The sequence below is a fragment of the Brevibacillus brevis genome (genome assembly GCF_900637055.1).
GTDB classification, from domain to species: Bacteria; Bacillota; Bacilli; order Brevibacillales; family Brevibacillaceae; genus Brevibacillus; species Brevibacillus brevis.
This window is the reverse complement of record NZ_LR134338.1, coordinates 2,540,663-2,556,828: the sequence shown is the minus strand read 5'-3', so window position 1 is coordinate 2,556,828 and position 16,166 is coordinate 2,540,663. Positions and strand designations below refer to the sequence as shown.

14 protein-coding genes are annotated in these 16,166 nt (G+C 47.1%); 2 read left to right on the top strand and 12 right to left on the bottom strand.

What is annotated here, in order from left to right:
- Positions 1-35: 35 nt before the first annotated feature.
- Positions 36-467 carry a VOC family protein gene (locus EL268_RS12845; protein WP_106653541.1) on the top strand — a complete coding sequence of 144 codons (432 nt, stop codon included), beginning with the start codon at positions 36-38 and terminating at the stop codon, positions 465-467.
- Between the two features lie 110 nt (positions 468-577).
- Here EL268_RS12845 and hfq read toward each other — a convergent pair whose 3' ends face one another.
- The 4 genes from hfq to EL268_RS12825 form a co-directional block, all read right to left on the bottom strand.
- The gene (gene hfq, locus EL268_RS12840; protein WP_007719110.1) at positions 578-817 is read right to left on the bottom strand and encodes an RNA chaperone Hfq; all 240 of its coding nucleotides are present in this window, start codon (positions 815-817) and stop codon (positions 578-580) included.
- A gap of 29 nt (positions 818-846) precedes the next feature.
- Entirely contained in the window at positions 847-1,806 is a 960-nt protein-coding gene (gene miaA / locus EL268_RS12835; protein WP_106653540.1) for a tRNA (adenosine(37)-N6)-dimethylallyltransferase MiaA, read from the bottom strand.
- On the bottom strand, positions 1,803-2,588 hold the full coding sequence (locus EL268_RS12830) for a class I SAM-dependent methyltransferase (protein ID WP_106653562.1): 786 nt from the start codon (positions 2,586-2,588) through the stop codon (positions 1,803-1,805). Before EL268_RS12830 ends, miaA begins: the two co-directional genes overlap by 4 nt.
- 304 nt (positions 2,589-2,892) lie before the next feature.
- The gene (locus tag EL268_RS12825) at positions 2,893-4,095 is read right to left on the bottom strand and encodes an alpha-amylase family protein (RefSeq protein WP_106653539.1); all 1,203 of its coding nucleotides are present in this window, start codon (positions 4,093-4,095) and stop codon (positions 2,893-2,895) included.
- A 770-nt stretch (positions 4,096-4,865) separates the two neighbouring features.
- Between EL268_RS12825 and EL268_RS33680 the strand changes: the two genes are divergently transcribed.
- Complete coding sequence (locus EL268_RS33680) at positions 4,866-5,837, top strand: globin-coupled sensor protein (protein WP_106653538.1); 972 nt, start codon at positions 4,866-4,868, stop codon at positions 5,835-5,837.
- 461 nt (positions 5,838-6,298) lie between these two features.
- Here EL268_RS33680 and EL268_RS12810 read toward each other — a convergent pair whose 3' ends face one another.
- The 8 genes from EL268_RS12810 to EL268_RS12775 form a co-directional block, all read right to left on the bottom strand.
- Positions 6,299-6,487, bottom strand: a complete 189-nt coding sequence (locus EL268_RS12810; protein WP_126435424.1) for a hypothetical protein — start codon at positions 6,485-6,487, stop codon at positions 6,299-6,301.
- Between the two features lie 41 nt (positions 6,488-6,528).
- The gene (gene mutL, locus EL268_RS12805; protein ID WP_106653536.1) at positions 6,529-8,607 is read right to left on the bottom strand and encodes a DNA mismatch repair endonuclease MutL; all 2,079 of its coding nucleotides are present in this window, start codon (positions 8,605-8,607) and stop codon (positions 6,529-6,531) included.
- Positions 8,608-8,631: 24 nt separating this feature from the next.
- Complete coding sequence (gene mutS / locus EL268_RS12800) at positions 8,632-11,220, bottom strand: DNA mismatch repair protein MutS (RefSeq protein WP_106653535.1); 2,589 nt, start codon at positions 11,218-11,220, stop codon at positions 8,632-8,634.
- A gap of 88 nt (positions 11,221-11,308) precedes the next feature.
- On the bottom strand, positions 11,309-12,598 hold the full coding sequence (locus EL268_RS12795; protein ID WP_106653534.1) for a putative amidoligase domain-containing protein: 1,290 nt from the start codon (positions 12,596-12,598) through the stop codon (positions 11,309-11,311).
- A 110-nt stretch (positions 12,599-12,708) separates the two neighbouring features.
- Positions 12,709-13,269: an outer spore coat protein CotE gene (locus EL268_RS12790; protein WP_106653533.1), complete on the bottom strand. Its 561-nt coding sequence runs from the start codon at positions 13,267-13,269 to the stop codon at positions 12,709-12,711.
- A gap of 136 nt (positions 13,270-13,405) precedes the next feature.
- Positions 13,406-13,849 carry a YlbF/YmcA family competence regulator gene (locus EL268_RS12785; protein ID WP_106653532.1) on the bottom strand — a complete coding sequence of 148 codons (444 nt, stop codon included), beginning with the start codon at positions 13,847-13,849 and terminating at the stop codon, positions 13,406-13,408.
- Between the two features lie 6 nt (positions 13,850-13,855).
- The gene (miaB, locus tag EL268_RS12780; protein WP_048033378.1) at positions 13,856-15,367 is read right to left on the bottom strand and encodes a tRNA (N6-isopentenyl adenosine(37)-C2)-methylthiotransferase MiaB; all 1,512 of its coding nucleotides are present in this window, start codon (positions 15,365-15,367) and stop codon (positions 13,856-13,858) included.
- A 91-nt stretch (positions 15,368-15,458) separates the two neighbouring features.
- Entirely contained in the window at positions 15,459-16,088 is a 630-nt protein-coding gene (locus EL268_RS12775) for an HAD family hydrolase (RefSeq protein WP_106653531.1), read from the bottom strand.
- Positions 16,089-16,166 lie beyond the last annotated feature (78 nt).

Below are 16,166 nucleotides of genomic sequence, written 5' to 3'. Positions count from 1 at the left end.
GTTGGTCATATGAAAACCAAGGGAGATGTTGACTGATGGCATTGCGTTTGATTCCTTACATCGTTTTGAATGGTACTGCAAGTGAAGCAATTAGCTTTTACGAGCAAGCTCTAGGTGCTGAAGTGCTGTATAAGCAAACCTTCGGTGAAATGCCGGAAAATCCGGAGTTCCCATTACCTGAAGAAGCCAAGAATCGTATCGGACATGCTACTATTCGCGTCGGTGAAACGGAACTGATGTTTTCCGATACCTTTCCAGGACAACCGCATCAGCTTGGTGATCAAGTGACCATCTGCATCTCTACCGATGATAAAGAACAATCTCATAAGATTTTTGATGCCCTGCAAGAAGGCGGTCAAGTGCTTATGCCACTGCAAGAAACATTCTTCAGCCCAGCATACGGCAATGTGAAGGACAAGTTCGGCATCACGTTCCAAATTTACACAGATAACCATTGCATGGACTAATGTGAAAGCCCTGTTCGCTTCAACGGCGACAGGGCTTTTTATTGATGCTTTTTGCGTTTAATAAAAAAAGAACCAGGATCACATGTATCCTGGCTGTTGTGTTGCTTCGCTTACTGTTGGTTGTTCTCCTGAGACATGAGCGATACAGGGCGTTGCGGAGTGAAAGTGGAGATCGCATGCTTGTATACTAATTGTTGCTTGCCTTCGCTATCAATCACAATCGTGAAATTATCGAATGCTTTAATATACCCGCGCAATTGAAATCCGTTCACAAGGTAAATGGTAACCGCGATGTTTTCTTTCCGCAAATGATTCAAGAACGTATCTTGAATGTTGATCGTCTGTTTCATGTACACTACCCCCTAAAAGGACTTGTATGTTATATATTCGGCAATTGTTGAAACTTTCCTGCCAATATTCGCTTGATAGTTTCCACGTTATTCCTCTGTTCGGCCGGATCAGTCATGTCAAACCATTGAATTTCTTCCATGCGACGGAACCAGGAAAGCTGGCGTTTGGCAAAATGTCGGGTTCGCTGCTGTATGTCGTTCACCGCTTTTTCTAGCGTGATTTCTCCATACAGATAAGGAATGAGCTCCTTGTACCCCAAACCTTGCATGGAGACCAGTGACGCGTCGTAGCCAGCATCCAAGAGCCCCCTCACTTCTTCAACCAGTCCCGCTTCGATCATGAGTTCGACCCGGTGGTTGATTCGTTCATACAGCTTTGCGCGGTCCATCGTGAGACCAATCATCACCAAATCATAGGGTGAATGCTGCGCCCGCAGTTGAAAGTCGGACATTTTGTACCCGCTGCTTTCATAAATCTCCAGTGCGCGAATCACCCGTTTTACATCATTGGGATGCAAGCGTTTGGCTGTAATCGGATCGACATCGGCCAGTCTGGCGTGAAGTGCTTCCACGCCTTCGCTGTCAGCCAATCTTTGCAGTCGATCACGCAGCTCAGGGTCTTGAGAAGTGGTGGAAAACTGAAATCGATGGGTAACCGATTCTATGTACAGACCTGTTCCGCCAACGATAAACGGAAGTTTGCCACGTTGGTTGATGTCTGTAATCAACGCTGCGGCACTTTCCTGAAACATCGCGACAGAGTATTCTTCGTCTGGATTTTTAATATCAATGAGGTGATGCGGTATGCTCGCAAGCTCCTCAGGTTCTGCTTTTGCGGTGCCAATATCCATTCCACGGTATACTTGCATGGAATCTCCGGAAATGATCTCACCGTCGAACTGTTCGGCCAGCTCCAAGCTAAGCTGGGTTTTGCCGACCGCTGTTGGGCCAATAATCACGACTAGCCTTTCTCTCTGTTGCAAGGTCACTCCCCTCCACCTATCTCTTTGTAGCTGTACACGACCTGCTGGCCGCGGGAGCGAAACGGCGTAAAACCAAAGCGCTCGTACATCCTACCTTCTTTTCCTTCTTTCATTACCACACGTTTTCTCGCAACTCGCTGCGCTTCCAATACAGCCTCCTCTGAAAGAGCATCTGGATTGGCGAGCTCACGGACTCCGGCAATTCCCGACGAGCTTTGTACAGTTATTTCGAACATGGGATCGAAATAAACGACGTCGAAGGAACGTGCAGGCAGTCCTCTCAGTACTTCTAGATGGTTGCCACATCGCACCTCAATACGACGCATGGCCTGCTCCAGTTCTTCCGCATCGGATGACCAGTGCCGCAGTCCATCTTCTACCAAGATGGCTAGCAATCGCTCAGATTCGATGCCAACAACTTTCCCATTTGCCCCAGTCGCATGAGAAAATACAATAGCATCAGCACCTAAACCCAAGGTTGCGTCCAGCACTTCATCCCCTGGTTGAATTTGGCAAGCAACAAGCATAGTATCAGTATCGCCGCGCATGAGCCGCTTTATACGAAAAGCAGATGTGTTCGGATGAAAAAAGAATGGTTTTTTCCCCGGCACTTCCAGACGTGCTCCGAGAGCGGAAACCACCAATACTTCTTCTACCCCATATCGCTTGCGCATTTGACCCAATGAAAAATCGCGTCGATTCACAACTTGTAGCCCCAACGTACTAGCCAATTCAGCTGCGTGACGCAAGGTTTCTTCACCAGGCTCAAGTCCTGTCGTAACAATCACGCCTTTGTTCCCTTCCTTACGTCTTCGCCCTTTTTGACAAGAACTGCTGTTCAAGAAAAACGACTCGACGATTTTTACATAAACGGTAACGATCATATTATTGTAAGCAGGATTAATTTGCCGGTCAAATAGAATCTGAACCAAACTGTTTTCCTCTTCGCTATGACAATCATACCATTTTTTATGAAAGCGCGTCGGACTGTAGTATGATTTTCCAATCCATCCGTTTCACCCATGAAAAAAAGACCCGCGAAGTTCCGTGGGTCTTGTTACATGTGGGCATACGCCATGCGAATGAAAAATGCTATCTCCACTCCTCAACTGCAAGGTTCGCCTGTTTGATCCAGTCCAGCCTGCGGTTATTTAACAGTCCGAGATTGTAATAGGTAATCGATTGAGCACCTGCGTCCACCGCGGTTTTCACCCTCGCTGCCAACTCGACTGCTGACTGGATTTGGCTATGATGCAGGGAGAAAGCTGCCCCCAGCGCAGCTTCTGGGGCAACAAGCTTGATTGCATGGAACGCATACGCCACATCACCGACACTGTCTCCATAGGCGAGCGGAACAAGACGATCCAATGTAGCCACTGCTTTTCGCAACGAAACCCCTTCCCAATAAGACTGATTCACAAAAAACGGTGTCGAGGACGGAAAGCCATCCAACGCAGTCCCCATACTCTGCGCGATCTCCTTCAAGCTCCTCCATAACTGATCTACCATCTCCAGACGGGATTGCTGATAGTGATACAATTCCGGGTATTCCAGCAGTAAAAAGGCAATCTCTCTCGCTTCTGCGGATACTTGCGAAATAGAATCGGCTTCCACCATCTGATTGACCAGCCTTGATACAAGCTGTCGGACTGCGCCAACATCGATTCGCTTCGATTCGGCACGCTCCGTACATGCCCCGCAAAAACAGAGCGAGAGTAACCATTGCAGTGATTCTCCTAACGGTAAGAGGCATACTTCATGATGCTCGCCATGCTTCATCGGCAAAAAGGCGGTCGCTTCGATCAAAATCCGCTCTGGCTTCACCTGCTCCAGCGTATCGGTAAAAAGCGCCTTGGCGTAGTGCTGAACCTCAGGCTGCGATGGACATAATGCGTATGTGTATGTATCCCCCCAAATGTTTTGAACACAAAGATCTGGATGAGCCAAACCAAGCGTAGAATTGTGAAGGCCAACCCACCAAGTATGAAACCCCATCCCTGTCTGTTTACAAGCTTCTTTCATTTTGGCAAGAATGCCTGCTTGTGCGATTTGCTCGTGTACGGTCGGTCGCAAACGGTTGTACTTCGACCATTCAGGCGTAAACGATACTCCTGAAAACGGCAGCCTGCGAAACGTTTTGCTTCGCGGGTGAAAAAATCTCCCCTGATGGTAGCTGCTATTGACCACCGCTGTGTTACATCTGGCTGTTTGCAAGGTTTGCATCACAGCTTCGATACCACTCTCGGCTATATCCCACGGATAAATAAACATCCCCGTTTGGCGTGATGAACTCATTTTGTTTCACCTCGTTTTTGCAAGTAATCATAAGTCAGTGTTTGTCTAAAATCAACCTTGATTTTCGAATTTTCTGAACAACATATCCGAAGAAACACCCCCAAGGAATTGTACCGGGCAGGGGGTGTCTGTTACATCACACGCTTCATTATTGCAAGGTATGGGGAATGAAATACCTGCACTTAGCGCGGTGTTTCATGAATTTTTAGAGTGCGTATTTTTATATGCTTTACGTATGCGCGTTGTCAATTTTGTTGTTACCGTTGTCGCGGTTACGCCCTTTTCAGTTGTAACAGAATATGAATACGCAAATTAAAGTGAATGGAGAGAAATCTAATTAGAAGATATCAACTGGTCTGATCCTTAGAGCATGAAGCTAAAAGGACAAGACCCGTTTTCTTTTACTCAGCTCCGTCATCTTTTGCTTCCAAGGGCTGAATCCCCCAATTCTCTTATTCAAACTCATCCCTTTTAGGACGCTTTGGTGTAGCTGCCATTGCCATAAAGCCCCTCCTCAATGAATCGCATAGAAATGATTTTCTATCTTCTTGCCATCTGCTTTGGTACTTTCTCTCCCATACATATAGTACCTTCTTCCATGTTCTTACTTGCAGGGATACATGTTTCTTCATCATGTCATATTTAGCATATCAGTATAAATTTCATAAATATTTCATTTTTATTTAACATTTTATTTTTATTTAGATTTTATTTTTGTTAGAATCTGAAAGAGTTTTACATTACATATAAAGAAAATAGGGGTTGGTATCATGATTGCACTGGATAATGAATGGAATTCACTTAGGGTGTTCTACGGCCTAACAAAAGAAGACTTAGACCTCTTGTATTCACACAAAGAATTCTTCACCACTCATTCAAAAGAAATCGTAGATTGTTTTTATGAAGAATTGGAAACACATTCTAACTTGGATCAATTGATTCGTACAAATGTAACAATGGACCAATTAAAGAACATGCAGATTTGGTATATCGAAACACTTTCTTCTCATGTTATTGATGAAGAATATGTAAACAGCCGAAAACGAATCGGAACAACCCATGCGAGAATTGGATTGTCAGCTTCTTGGTTTTTGGGGGGATACTCACTATATTTACGTCTTTTTTCAGAAAGAATTCAATCGCTAGAAAACTCAACTGCATTTTATCAGGCTCTTATCAAAAGAGTTTTTTTTGATTCTGCAATTATTCTTGAACAGTATATCGGTGACACGATGCGTGAAAATGTAAGCTACCGCCACAGTATGGAGCAAATGGCAACCGAATTGACAGCTACAACCCAGGAAGCGCTTAGAATCTCTTCCGTCTTCACCGACTCCGCAACCAAACTATACGAATACAATGGTGAAATCGCTCATTCCATGAATGTGTTAAAGGAGCAGAATGAGGAGATTGAGAAACTCAGCGGCTTCGTAGCAGATGTTTCTACACAAACAAATCTTCTAGGCCTTAATGCAGCGATTGAAGCTGCTAGAGCTGGGGAGCACGGACGTGGCTTTACCGTTGTTGCTAATGAAGTACGTAAATTAGCCGATAAATCAAATGCCTCATCTAAAGACATTTATCAATCTCTACAGAACATTAACAATCAATTACTTAAAATCGATCAACAGGTCTCATTATCAACTGTTTCCGCTGAACAATTAGATACTACTTCCGAGCAATTATTTTCTATCATCCATAAACTAGATGGAATTTCTCGTCGTCTTCAGAATAAACACTAACTAACTACTTCTGAACGGCCAAAGGAGCTTATTTCTTTGGCCGTGTTCTATTATGTAGCTCCTTCCTTTCCCACGCTTCCAGGACCGTCATGTTATCTGGTTCTGAACGTTTCCACTCAATATATTTCTCAGGTGCCAGGACCTCCAACATTGTCATGATGCCGCCGCGAGATCGACCTGTCTTGATACATAGTTCCTCTACTGTTGGTATTCTACGCCGCCCTGCCGAATAGTTGCCGATCACTTGCAAGACTTTCCTCTCAATATCTGACAACGTACCAATCACTCCCCAAAAACAAGAATATTTGTTCCTGAATTAGGACGGGTGACGAAAAAAGAAAAGCCCCACTTTTTAGTGGAGCAATGCCATCGGGTGCCAGCCAGGACCGCCGTCCAAACTTAGTCCCCAATCAGGACCAGTTAATAGGATTTGCGGTCGTACAAAAGTACAGAGCTCACTATTATATAAACAGATACTCCCCTACTTTTCGTTTTTCAATAAAAGAAGAAATATATCTGTAGTCGTATCCAATGATCCGATTTGTCATCTGCCTCGATGGAAGAAGCTCTGTTCCAGCTTGAGTGATGACAGATTGGGGTAACCGCAGAGGAACACCTGATTTCGATGGGAACCGAAGCAAGTAGTCCACACAAAAATACCCTCCCGGATTTTTCCGCAGGAGGGCATAGTTTACATCACACGCTTAAACATTTTTTCTAAATCATAACCAGTAAAATGAATCACAATCGGCCTGCCGTGTGGACACGTATATGGACTGCTCGTATTACGCAGCTGGTTCAGCAAGCTTTCCATCTCTGCATGCGTCAGGAAGCGGTTCGCTTTAATCGATGCTTTGCAGGACATCATGATGGCAGCTTTTTCGCGCATCAGAACGACATTGGCATGGGCGTTTTCTCCCGTTTCCAGTACAAACTGAATGAGCTCCTCAATGACCTCCAGCTCCGCCCCTTCTGGAAACCAATGCGGGTGAGCGCGAACGATAAAGGTCCGTCCACCGAACGCCTCGATCTCCAAACCAAACGATTGCAAAAGCGACAGTCGCTTCTCCAGTTTGCTTGCCTCTGCAGCCGTATATTCCACCGTATGAGGAAACAGCATGATCTGGCTGGAAATGTCCTCTTCTGCAAGCTTGTCCATGAAATACTCGTAAAAAATCCGCTCCTGGGCGGCATGTTGATCAATTAAATACATGCCTTCGTCATTTTGCGCGACGATGTAGGTGCCATGGACTTGACCAACTGGGTACATAACGGGAACAGGCGAATCCGTTTCATTTTCATTGGTAGCTTCCATGAGTGGAGGTGATTGCTCGATATCAGCTACGGTTGTGGTATCCTCGCTGCTGATCTCATTCAATAGATGCGCAGGAGATGGTGTCCGGGCAATGTCCAGCTGTGACGGAAGCTTCGTCTCGTAAGGTTGGAAAGATTCCCTCGTGTCCGCTTGATCCAACAGAGTCGCCTGCACCATTTCATTCGGGAAAGCCTCTGCTTTTGCAGACTCCAGCTTTTCATAGTTGGCTGCCGACTCCTTCACCGTGCCGCTCTCAATGGATGGTGCGATAGGCGCCGCCGTCACAACATCCACTTGCTTACTGGTCGTTTCCTGCTTGGCCATCCATTCCTGGAGCCGGGGACTCGCTGCTAATAGTGGCGTTTGCGGAGTATCAGGCTTATTGATTTGCAGGTCAAACTGCGGTTGAATGACCTGGGTGACGACCTTAGCTTTTGGTTGCGTAACCATGGGTCTGACAATTCCTAAGCCTTGTCGCAATGTCTCTTTTACCGACTGTTCTATTGCACTGCACAATTCATCTTCTTTGCTAAATCTCGCTTCTAGTTTGGCAGGATGTACATTCACATCAACCAGTGACGGATCCATTTCGATCTGTAAAGCCACAATCGGATAACGGCCGATGGGTAACAATGTATGATAACCGCGCATAATCGCATTGTTAATCGAATAACTGCGCACGTACCGACCGTTTACCAGTGTTGAAAGGTAAGAGCGATTCGCCCTCGTCACTTCCGTCTTCGAAAGAAAACCAGACCACCTATAGTCGAGGGTCTCCCCTGCAATTGGAAGCAACAGCTTCGCTACTTGCACACCGTAGATAGCCGCCATAACGTGCAGCAGCTTTCCGTCGCCAGACGTTTGCAAGAGTGTCTTGCCATTATGAGTCAGCAGAAAGGAGATCGACGGATGCGTCAGTGCAAGCCGATTCACATAATCGGAAATATGCCCGACTTCCGTGGCGATCGACTTCATGTATTTCAAGCGAGCAGGTGTGTTGAAAAACAAGCTGCGTACACATACTTCCGTCCCTTTTACAGCGGCTTTATCGGAAATAGTGCCAAGCTGCCCACCTTCAATCAAAAGATGCGTGCCTACCTCACTACTGGACGTACTGCTCGTCAGCTCCATACGCGAGACTGCCGCAATACTCGGCAGTGCCTCGCCACGAAAGCCCAGTGTGCGAATGCGGAACAAATCACGAGCGTTGCTGATTTTACTCGTGGCATGGCGCTCAAAAGCCAACTGACAATCTTCCCGATCCATCCCTTTTCCATTGTCAACGATCCGAATCATCTCCAGACCGCCTTCTTCTACGTGGATCTCGATTGTCGTTGCACTGGCATCAATTGCATTTTCGACCAGCTCTTTGACAACCGAAGCCGGTCTTTCCACTACTTCCCCTGCAGCAATCATATTGGCGAGATGCTCATCTAACACTTGAATGCTTCCCATGAGTGCCTCCCCTCCGGACGAAGCCTATCGCTTTTTCAATTGCTGTTTCCATGCATACAGCTTCATCATGGCGTCCATTGGCGTCGTTGAATTCAAATCCAGCTCGCGCAGTTCAGCCATAATCGCCTCTTCCTCCGCTGAAGCAAACTGCATCGGTTCTTCATGCACCGCGGCAACTGGTGCCGTCCATAGCGATTCGAGCGACATTTGCACGTCACTCGCTGCATTTCCATTCCCTGCATTTCCATTCGCTTCAAGCCCGGTCAAAATACTGCGTGCCCGCTCAATGACCCAGGTCGGCATTTCAGCCAGCTCTGCCACATGGATTCCATAACTTTTGTCTGCTCGTCCTTCTTCAATTTTGTGAAGGAACAAGAGCTTTCCTTCCCGTTCTTCGCATCGAGCGTTGACATTCACGACACCACTCAACGTCTCTGCTAACCCGGTCAACTCGTGGTAGTGCGTCGAGAAGAGTGTTTTGGCACCGATTTTTTGGCAAATGTACTCAATGACTGCTTGTGCAAGCGCCATTCCATCGTACGTCGAAGTCCCGCGACCAATTTCATCGAGCAGAATCAAGCTCTTCGCTGTCGCTTTTTGCAGGGCGTGTCTGGTCTCCAGCATTTCTACCATAAACGTACTGTGCCCGCCTACCAAGTCGTCGGCAGCCCCAATTCGCGTAAAAATCTGATCGACAATCGCCAGCTTGGCCTGTTTAGCCGGAACAAAACAACCGATCTGTGCCATCACTGTAATCAAGGCGATCTGTCTCATATACGTACTCTTACCTGCCATATTCGGACCTGTAATGAGCAAAACTTGACGATTGGTCTGATCCATCTCCACGTCATTTGCCACGTATTTTTCGCGTTCTAGAACGGCTTCTACTACTGGATGCCGCCCTTCTGTAATGACGTATTCGCCACTTTCCACAAGCTCAGGACGTATAAATCCACGCTCGTCACTTACCGTAGCAAACGACTGGAGAACGTCCACAGATGCGACGCGCTCTGCGAGGTTCTGCAGTCTTGGTATATGCTTCGCGACTTCACTTCTTACAGCGACGAACAGTTGGTATTCCAGCTCAATCATCTTTTCTTCCGCTTCCAGAATGAGCGCTTCGCGTTCCTTCAACTCTGGCGTGATGTACCGCTCTGCATTGGCCAAAGTTTGCTTGCGCTCATACCGACCCGCCGGAACGTTGGCGATGTTGGATTTCGATATTTCGATGTAATAGCCGAACACCTTATTGAAGCCGACTTTGAGTGAACGAATCCCTGTCGCTTCCCGTTCTCCCTGTTCTAGTTGGGCAATCCACGTCTTCCCTTCACGACTTGCCGTATGGAGCTTGTCCAGGTACTCATCATATCCCGTCCGAATCATTCCGCCTTCACGAACCGATATCGGGGGATCATCCACAAGCGCATGAGCCAAATAGTTGACGATATCCGTACATTCATCCATCCCTTGCGCCAGTTCCATTAATACCGGAGTATTCGTTTGGATCATATACTGCTTCAGCTCTGGAACAGCTTCCAAAGACAACCGCAGCTGAATGAGATCTCGAGCGTTCGCATTCCCGTAGGAAATGCGCCCCGCCAGACGCTCCAAATCATAGACACGATCCAAGCAAGTCCGCAAATCGGAGCGAAGCAGCATGTCACCCTTCAAGGCTTCCACAGCGCTCAGGCGTGCCTCCAACTGCTCGCGACTGAGCAATGGACGCTCAATCCATCTGCGCAAAAGACGACCACCCATTGCGGTTTGTGTCCGATCCAACAGCCACAGCAGAGAGCCTTTTTTCGTCTTATCGCGAATGGTCTCTGTCAATTCCAGATTGCGTCTGGAAAAGCCGTCCATTTGCAGATACTGCTTTGCATCGTACTGCTTTAACAGGCGCATATGGGCAAGACTGCGTTTTTGCGTCGTCCCTATGTAGAACAAAAGAGCATTGACTGCCGCTCGCATGGACATATCCAACCCTTTTGCCTGCTCCGCATATTGACTATCCACCGCAAATGCGTCCAGCTGGTGTGCATCCACGATAGTAGATGGCAGTGCTGTCTTCGGCAAAACAGCGAGGCCAAAAAAGACGAGCTCCTTAGGGCGATATTGCAAGGCTTCATCCAGAACAGCCTCTGCCTGTCCCACCAAAGAGGTAACGTACATCTCGCCTGTACTCATATCACACGCAGCAACACCTGTACGCCCTTCTACCTGGGCCAACGCTGCCATGTAATTGTTTTCCTTATCCGTCAGCCATTTGCCTTCCATCATCGTACCCGGAGTAATGACGCGAGTAACTTCCCGGCGAACGACCCCTTTGGCTTCCTTTGGATCTTCGACTTGCTCGCAAACGGCTACTTTATGTCCTTTTTTCAGTAGCTCTGCAATATAGCCATCTGCCGCATGGTGTGGAACTCCACACATTGGTATGCGCTCAGAACCACCACCATCACGTCCCGTCAGTGTAATTTCCAGCTCACGGGACGCAAGAATGGCGTCATCAAAAAACAGTTCGTAAAAATCGCCTAAGCGAAAAAATAAGAAAGTATCCGGATAATCTTTTTTGATAGCCAGATACTGTTGAATCATTGGGGTGTATTGAGCCATGATTTTCTTCTCCTAGCCTACTAATTCTCGTCGCTATTATATCATGATTGTACGGTAATGTTGACCCTGCATCCGATGGAAGACCCGTTTATGGCAGCTTCCATGTTTTACGCAAGTCTTCATCCGTTCTCCACGCTTGGCTCTCGATTAAAAAAGAAAAGTATCGATCCAAATGGATTCGTGACAGCGTATAGCCTGGTAGCTCCTTTAATTCTTGCCAGACTTGGACTACGTACGGCAGGAGCTTTTCTTTTTCACCCTGGTAGTACGCTTTAATAAGCGGGAGCTTTAGATGAGGCGTTGCTTGTAGCTTCTCGTGATTGGTTGCAACCAAATGGGCCAAATGAAGAATACCTCGAGCGACAAGGGGATCAACGAGCCAACTGGGGAGTGTACGATATTCGAATCCATATTCCTTCTCCCTTACATCCCCCAAAAATCCATAGCGCTCTCTGCGACTCATACACCCTGCATCCTCAATCAGAACAAGGGGAAGAGCCAAGTACGCATCCAACTTTCGCCGAAGAGAAAAAGTAGGTGTGAGCCCGCCAAAATGAATATGCCCGCCGATTGGATAACCTTGAAACGGCATTCCGCCAGCGAGCCATTCGATAGACGCGTTCCCTATTTTTTGGTATGCGAGTGCCAGACTATCGTAGATATGCATAAATAATTGATCAGGGTCCTCCGATGGCGCAGGTCTCAACTCTGCAACCGGGTGCTGATGGAGACCTAATTCTTCCCGATAGCGTGTCGTATCACAACCAACCGTGCCATTGATGCTCAGGAAGTCCGAGGCAAGTGCCATTTCTCCTGAGGACTTGCGTAAAGCAAACTCAGGATCAGCCCCTATGCTTTGCAGCTTTTGCGGCTGTTTGCGCATCTGACCTTCCCACCAAATTCGGGCACTCTGCATATATTCGTCAGCATGCTTGGCTGGCCAATTTGGTTCCACCTCGACGACCTTAAGTCGATGGGGAGAAGCCGCCATGATCGTCACTTGACCCGCATCAGCTCCGGCAGCATACAAACTGCGCGCAGCCAGCCCTTGCACCACCTGAACTTCTGTTTCGGTGGAAGGCAAGGAGACGGAATGCCACTCGGGTTCCTGTAGGCGATGAAGCAGCCATTGTGATTGCTCCTCGCTCCTGGCAATATCCAGTACATAGTCTTGGTAAAGGCAGATCCTATATGTCCGCCAGCCCGGTCGCGCTGCTTTTCCTGTTGTTACAGGTATTCTCCCCTGCCGGAGCAACCAGCGCCCGATTTCTGGACGATGCAAATACGCTACGACTTCTTTTGCGTTGGCCGTCATCGGTTGTGTTGCTGGCGTTTCCTGCTTGTTAGCTCGCTGACTCGCCTTTGTGCGTAGAATCATGCCTTCCACACTCCCCCGCTATTCTTTCGTTATCTTATGACTGCGCCTAGAAAAAAGTGTGAATGGTACGCATCCGAAAAAAAGAAAAAAGAGGAGATAATTTCTCCTCTTTAGTCGAGCTCGTCGAGTAGCGTAGCGGAATCAAAGTCATCAAACTCGTCACTGTTATCTTCAAAGTCGTCATCCAGATGGAACTCTTTGTCATCACAACTATTGCAGACAACAACGCACACCTTTGTTTCTCCAATGACCTCTACTGCATATTCGCTTTCAACTCTGACTGTGATTGTGCCACCACCACTTAACTCCGCTTTTATGCACTTCGGTTGCTCCACGGCGCGTGCAACGATTTCCAGATCGCCTCTGCAGTTTTTGTCGAAGAACGTAAGCGGTACGAGTACGGAGAACTTAACAGTTTCCCGCTTGACTTCGGTTTGCGTGTTATTAGCAAACGAAAACCACAGGTTGACGTCATACGTACCAGATACTTCAACGGCATCTCCGACTTTCTCTGCTTGGAAGTTCGTGTTTATAATCCAGCATCCGAGGATCGTCGAAGGAGTTTGCGACGGTATGATGGTGTGGGTGGTAGTAGAAAATTTATGGCCTTTGCCGCAGACTGCTTTCGCGATAAGTTCCCGGCACTGTAGATCTTTGTCTATACCCGACATTTCGTTACCTCCTCCATACAACGTTTCTGTACATTTGTATGCAGGGCATTCGACTAGCGTGCAAACAACCACCTTATATTTGGGAAAGTTGTTGGGTATTCATCAAAACAGCGCCGGGAAGGCTTTCTATCAAGAATTAGGAGCAGCAGCCGCCAGATTTTTTCTTCTCAGGCCCGCCACCCGTCTCTCCAGTCAATGGGTTTCCGCCTGTATCCAAAATAATACGCTCCGAAACGGTGTTCGTGATCACGTTCGTGACCATTTGCAAAAGATCATTCACATCGACCTGCGATTGCTTGAATTCCGTAACAATTGGAATCGCATCCAGTTCCTCATGCAATTGGTTGTATTCGTCTTCCACTTTTTTCACCAGTTCCGGCTTGTTGATGGATTCAAACATCACCATTTGCTTTTGCTTTTGCTTCAATGTATCAATCAAATCTTGCACACGTTCATTGTGCTTGATTTGCAGTTCGGCACGTTTGAAGAAATCAACTTCATTTGTACGCGCGATCATAGCTGCGAGCTCGCGAGCTTTATCGAGAATTTCTTTCTGTGTATATACGTTTGTTTGTTCCATAATGACCTACACCTCAACTTTGGATACGAGCTCTCCGTGGAGTGTCCACGTTTTCGCATCTGTAATTTTTATGTGAACATACTGTCCGATCAAGGATTTGTCGCCAGTGAAATGAACCAGCTTGTTCGTGCGCGTACGACCCGCAAGCACTTCCGCATTCGTTCTCGATTCGCCTTCCACAAGTACCTCGACAACCTGATCCTGCAGTTTTTTGTTCTGCTCTAGCCCGATGCGAGCCAACACTTCATTAAGTCGATACAAGCGCGCTTTTTTCACTTCCATCGGAACGTTGTCTTCCATGACAGCTGCCGGTGTACCTTCACGCGGAGAGTAGATGAAGGTATACGCAAAATCGTACTTGACCTCTTCCACCATCGAAATCGTATCTTCAAACTGCTCATCGGTTTCGCCTGGGAAGCCAACAATAATATCGGTAGAAAGCGAGACATTCGGGATCGCGTCCTTAATTTTGCGAACGAGCTCCAAATAATGCTCACGCGAATATTTGCGCGCCATCCGCTTGAGTACTTCTGTCGAACCGGATTGGACAGGCAAATGGATTTGCTCCACGAGGTTGCCGCCTTTTGCCAGCACCTCGATCAAGTGGTCGTCAAAATCGCGCGGGTGACTTGTCGTAAAGCGCACACGCGGGATATCAATCTTGCGGATCTCATCCATCAGGTCTCCAAAACCGTATTCGATGTCCTCAAAATCTTTCCCATACGCATTGACGTTTTGTCCAAGAAGCATGATTTCCTTAAAGCCTTGGCGAGCGAGATCACGCACTTCCGCGATGACATCTTCAGGGCGTCGACTGCGCTCTTTTCCGCGGGTATACGGCACGATACAGTACGTACAGAACTTGTCACAGCCGTACATAATGTTAACCCAGCCCTTGGTGTTTCCTTCGCGGAGCTTCGGCATATTTTCGACGATATCGCCTTCTTTGGACCAAACCTCAATCACCATTTCTTTGCTGAACATCGCATCGCGCAACAGTTCTGGCAGTCGGTGAATATTGTGCGTTCCAAAAATCAAGTCGACCTGCTGGTAGCTTTTCAGGATTTTCTTGACGACTTTCTCTTCTTGGGACATACAGCCGCAAACACCGAGGATCAGATTCGGGTTGTTATTCTTGAGCCGCTTCATGTGGCCAAGCTCTCCAAATACTTTATCCTCTGCATTTTCGCGGATCGCACAGGTGTTAAATAGGATGACATCCGCATCTTCGACAGAATCAGAGGAGGTATAACCCATTGCTTGCAAAATACCAGAAATCGTCTCCGAATCATGCTCGTTCATTTGGCAGCCATACGTACGAACGTGATAACGCTTTCCTTTTCCGATGTTCTGCATGTCTTCTGGGATATTAAAATCGTAATGGACTAAAATCTCTTCCTTACCGCGCTTTTTCGCATCCTTCAGAGAGGGGGCCTGGAAGTATTTCGCATAGTCTTCCGTTTTCTTTGGAGACTTAACGGATTTTAAGTCCACAGTCGCCTCTTTCGTTTCCTTCATCATGTATCACCTCAGCTAAAATCATCTACATAAGTAACCAATAAAGAATTATATCATTTTGGGTGATACAAAAGCTAATGCATAATAACCATTATGAGGCAAAATATGTACGAAACGGCGAGTGACCGTTCCGATCATCTCTGGGTTTCCCGGCAAGGAGATGTGGCCTCGCACGCGCCCCTTGTACATCGTTAACCGGGTGATCCCCCACATATACCGCTTCACTCGCTTTCACTCCAAGCCGGTCCAACGCTCTTTCAAGTATGATTGACTCTGGCTTGGACACCCCTTCCCGCTCCGAAATCAATATGGCATGAAAAAATGGTTCAATTCCAATCGCATTCAAGTTTTTCATTTGAAACTCACTTCGTCCATTCGTAATGATCCCTAGCTTCATTCCCAATTGATGTAAGATCTGAAGTGTTTCAACCACACCTCTAAAAGACAGACAGTCCTGCCAAAATAGATGTACGTATTCTTCTAATAAACATAAAGAAGTAACCTCTTCAGTCTTTGACTCTTCCAAGATGGTCTGATAGACAACATCTTTCCACACATACCCACGCTGGTCCAGCTCATGAAAACGGGATGTGAACGCTTCCAGAGACATTTTTTTCTGGAGCGGCTGTGTACGTTCGTACTGTCGTGCCAAAAATGTATCCAACGACCGTTCCCGATCCAAAAGCGTTCCATCCAAATCAAACAAGCATGCCCTTACCATTGGTATATGCTCCTCCTTACCTGTCAATTTTTTTGGAACTCCGTCTTTTTGCCTATTTTCACCATAATATTTTTTTCT

Excerpts from the sequence above, each read along its gene's own strand:
- EL268_RS33680 (WP_106653538.1), top strand. The coding sequence starts at position 4,866 with ATGATTGCACTGGATAATGAATGGAATTCACTTAGGGTGTTCTACGGC.
- mutS (WP_106653535.1), bottom strand. The coding sequence starts at position 11,220 with ATGGCTCAATACACCCCAATGATTCAACAGTATCTGGCTATCAAAAAA.
- miaB (WP_048033378.1), bottom strand. The coding sequence starts at position 15,367 with ATGAAGGAAACGAAAGAGGCGACTGTGGACTTAAAATCCGTTAAGTCT.
- mutL (WP_106653536.1), bottom strand. The coding sequence starts at position 8,607 with ATGGGAAGCATTCAAGTGTTAGATGAGCATCTCGCCAATATGATTGCT.
- hfq (WP_007719110.1), bottom strand. The coding sequence starts at position 817 with ATGAAACAGACGATCAACATTCAAGATACGTTCTTGAATCATTTGCGG.
- EL268_RS12795 (WP_106653534.1), bottom strand. The coding sequence starts at position 12,598 with ATGATTCTACGCACAAAGGCGAGTCAGCGAGCTAACAAGCAGGAAACG.
- EL268_RS12785 (WP_106653532.1), bottom strand. The coding sequence starts at position 13,849 with ATGGAACAAACAAACGTATATACACAGAAAGAAATTCTCGATAAAGCT.
- EL268_RS12775 (WP_106653531.1), bottom strand. The coding sequence starts at position 16,088 with ATGGTAAGGGCATGCTTGTTTGATTTGGATGGAACGCTTTTGGATCGG.
- EL268_RS12825 (WP_106653539.1), bottom strand. The coding sequence starts at position 4,095 with ATGAGTTCATCACGCCAAACGGGGATGTTTATTTATCCGTGGGATATA.
- EL268_RS12790 (WP_106653533.1), bottom strand. The coding sequence starts at position 13,269 with ATGTCGGGTATAGACAAAGATCTACAGTGCCGGGAACTTATCGCGAAA.
- EL268_RS12845 (WP_106653541.1), top strand. The coding sequence starts at position 36 with ATGGCATTGCGTTTGATTCCTTACATCGTTTTGAATGGTACTGCAAGT.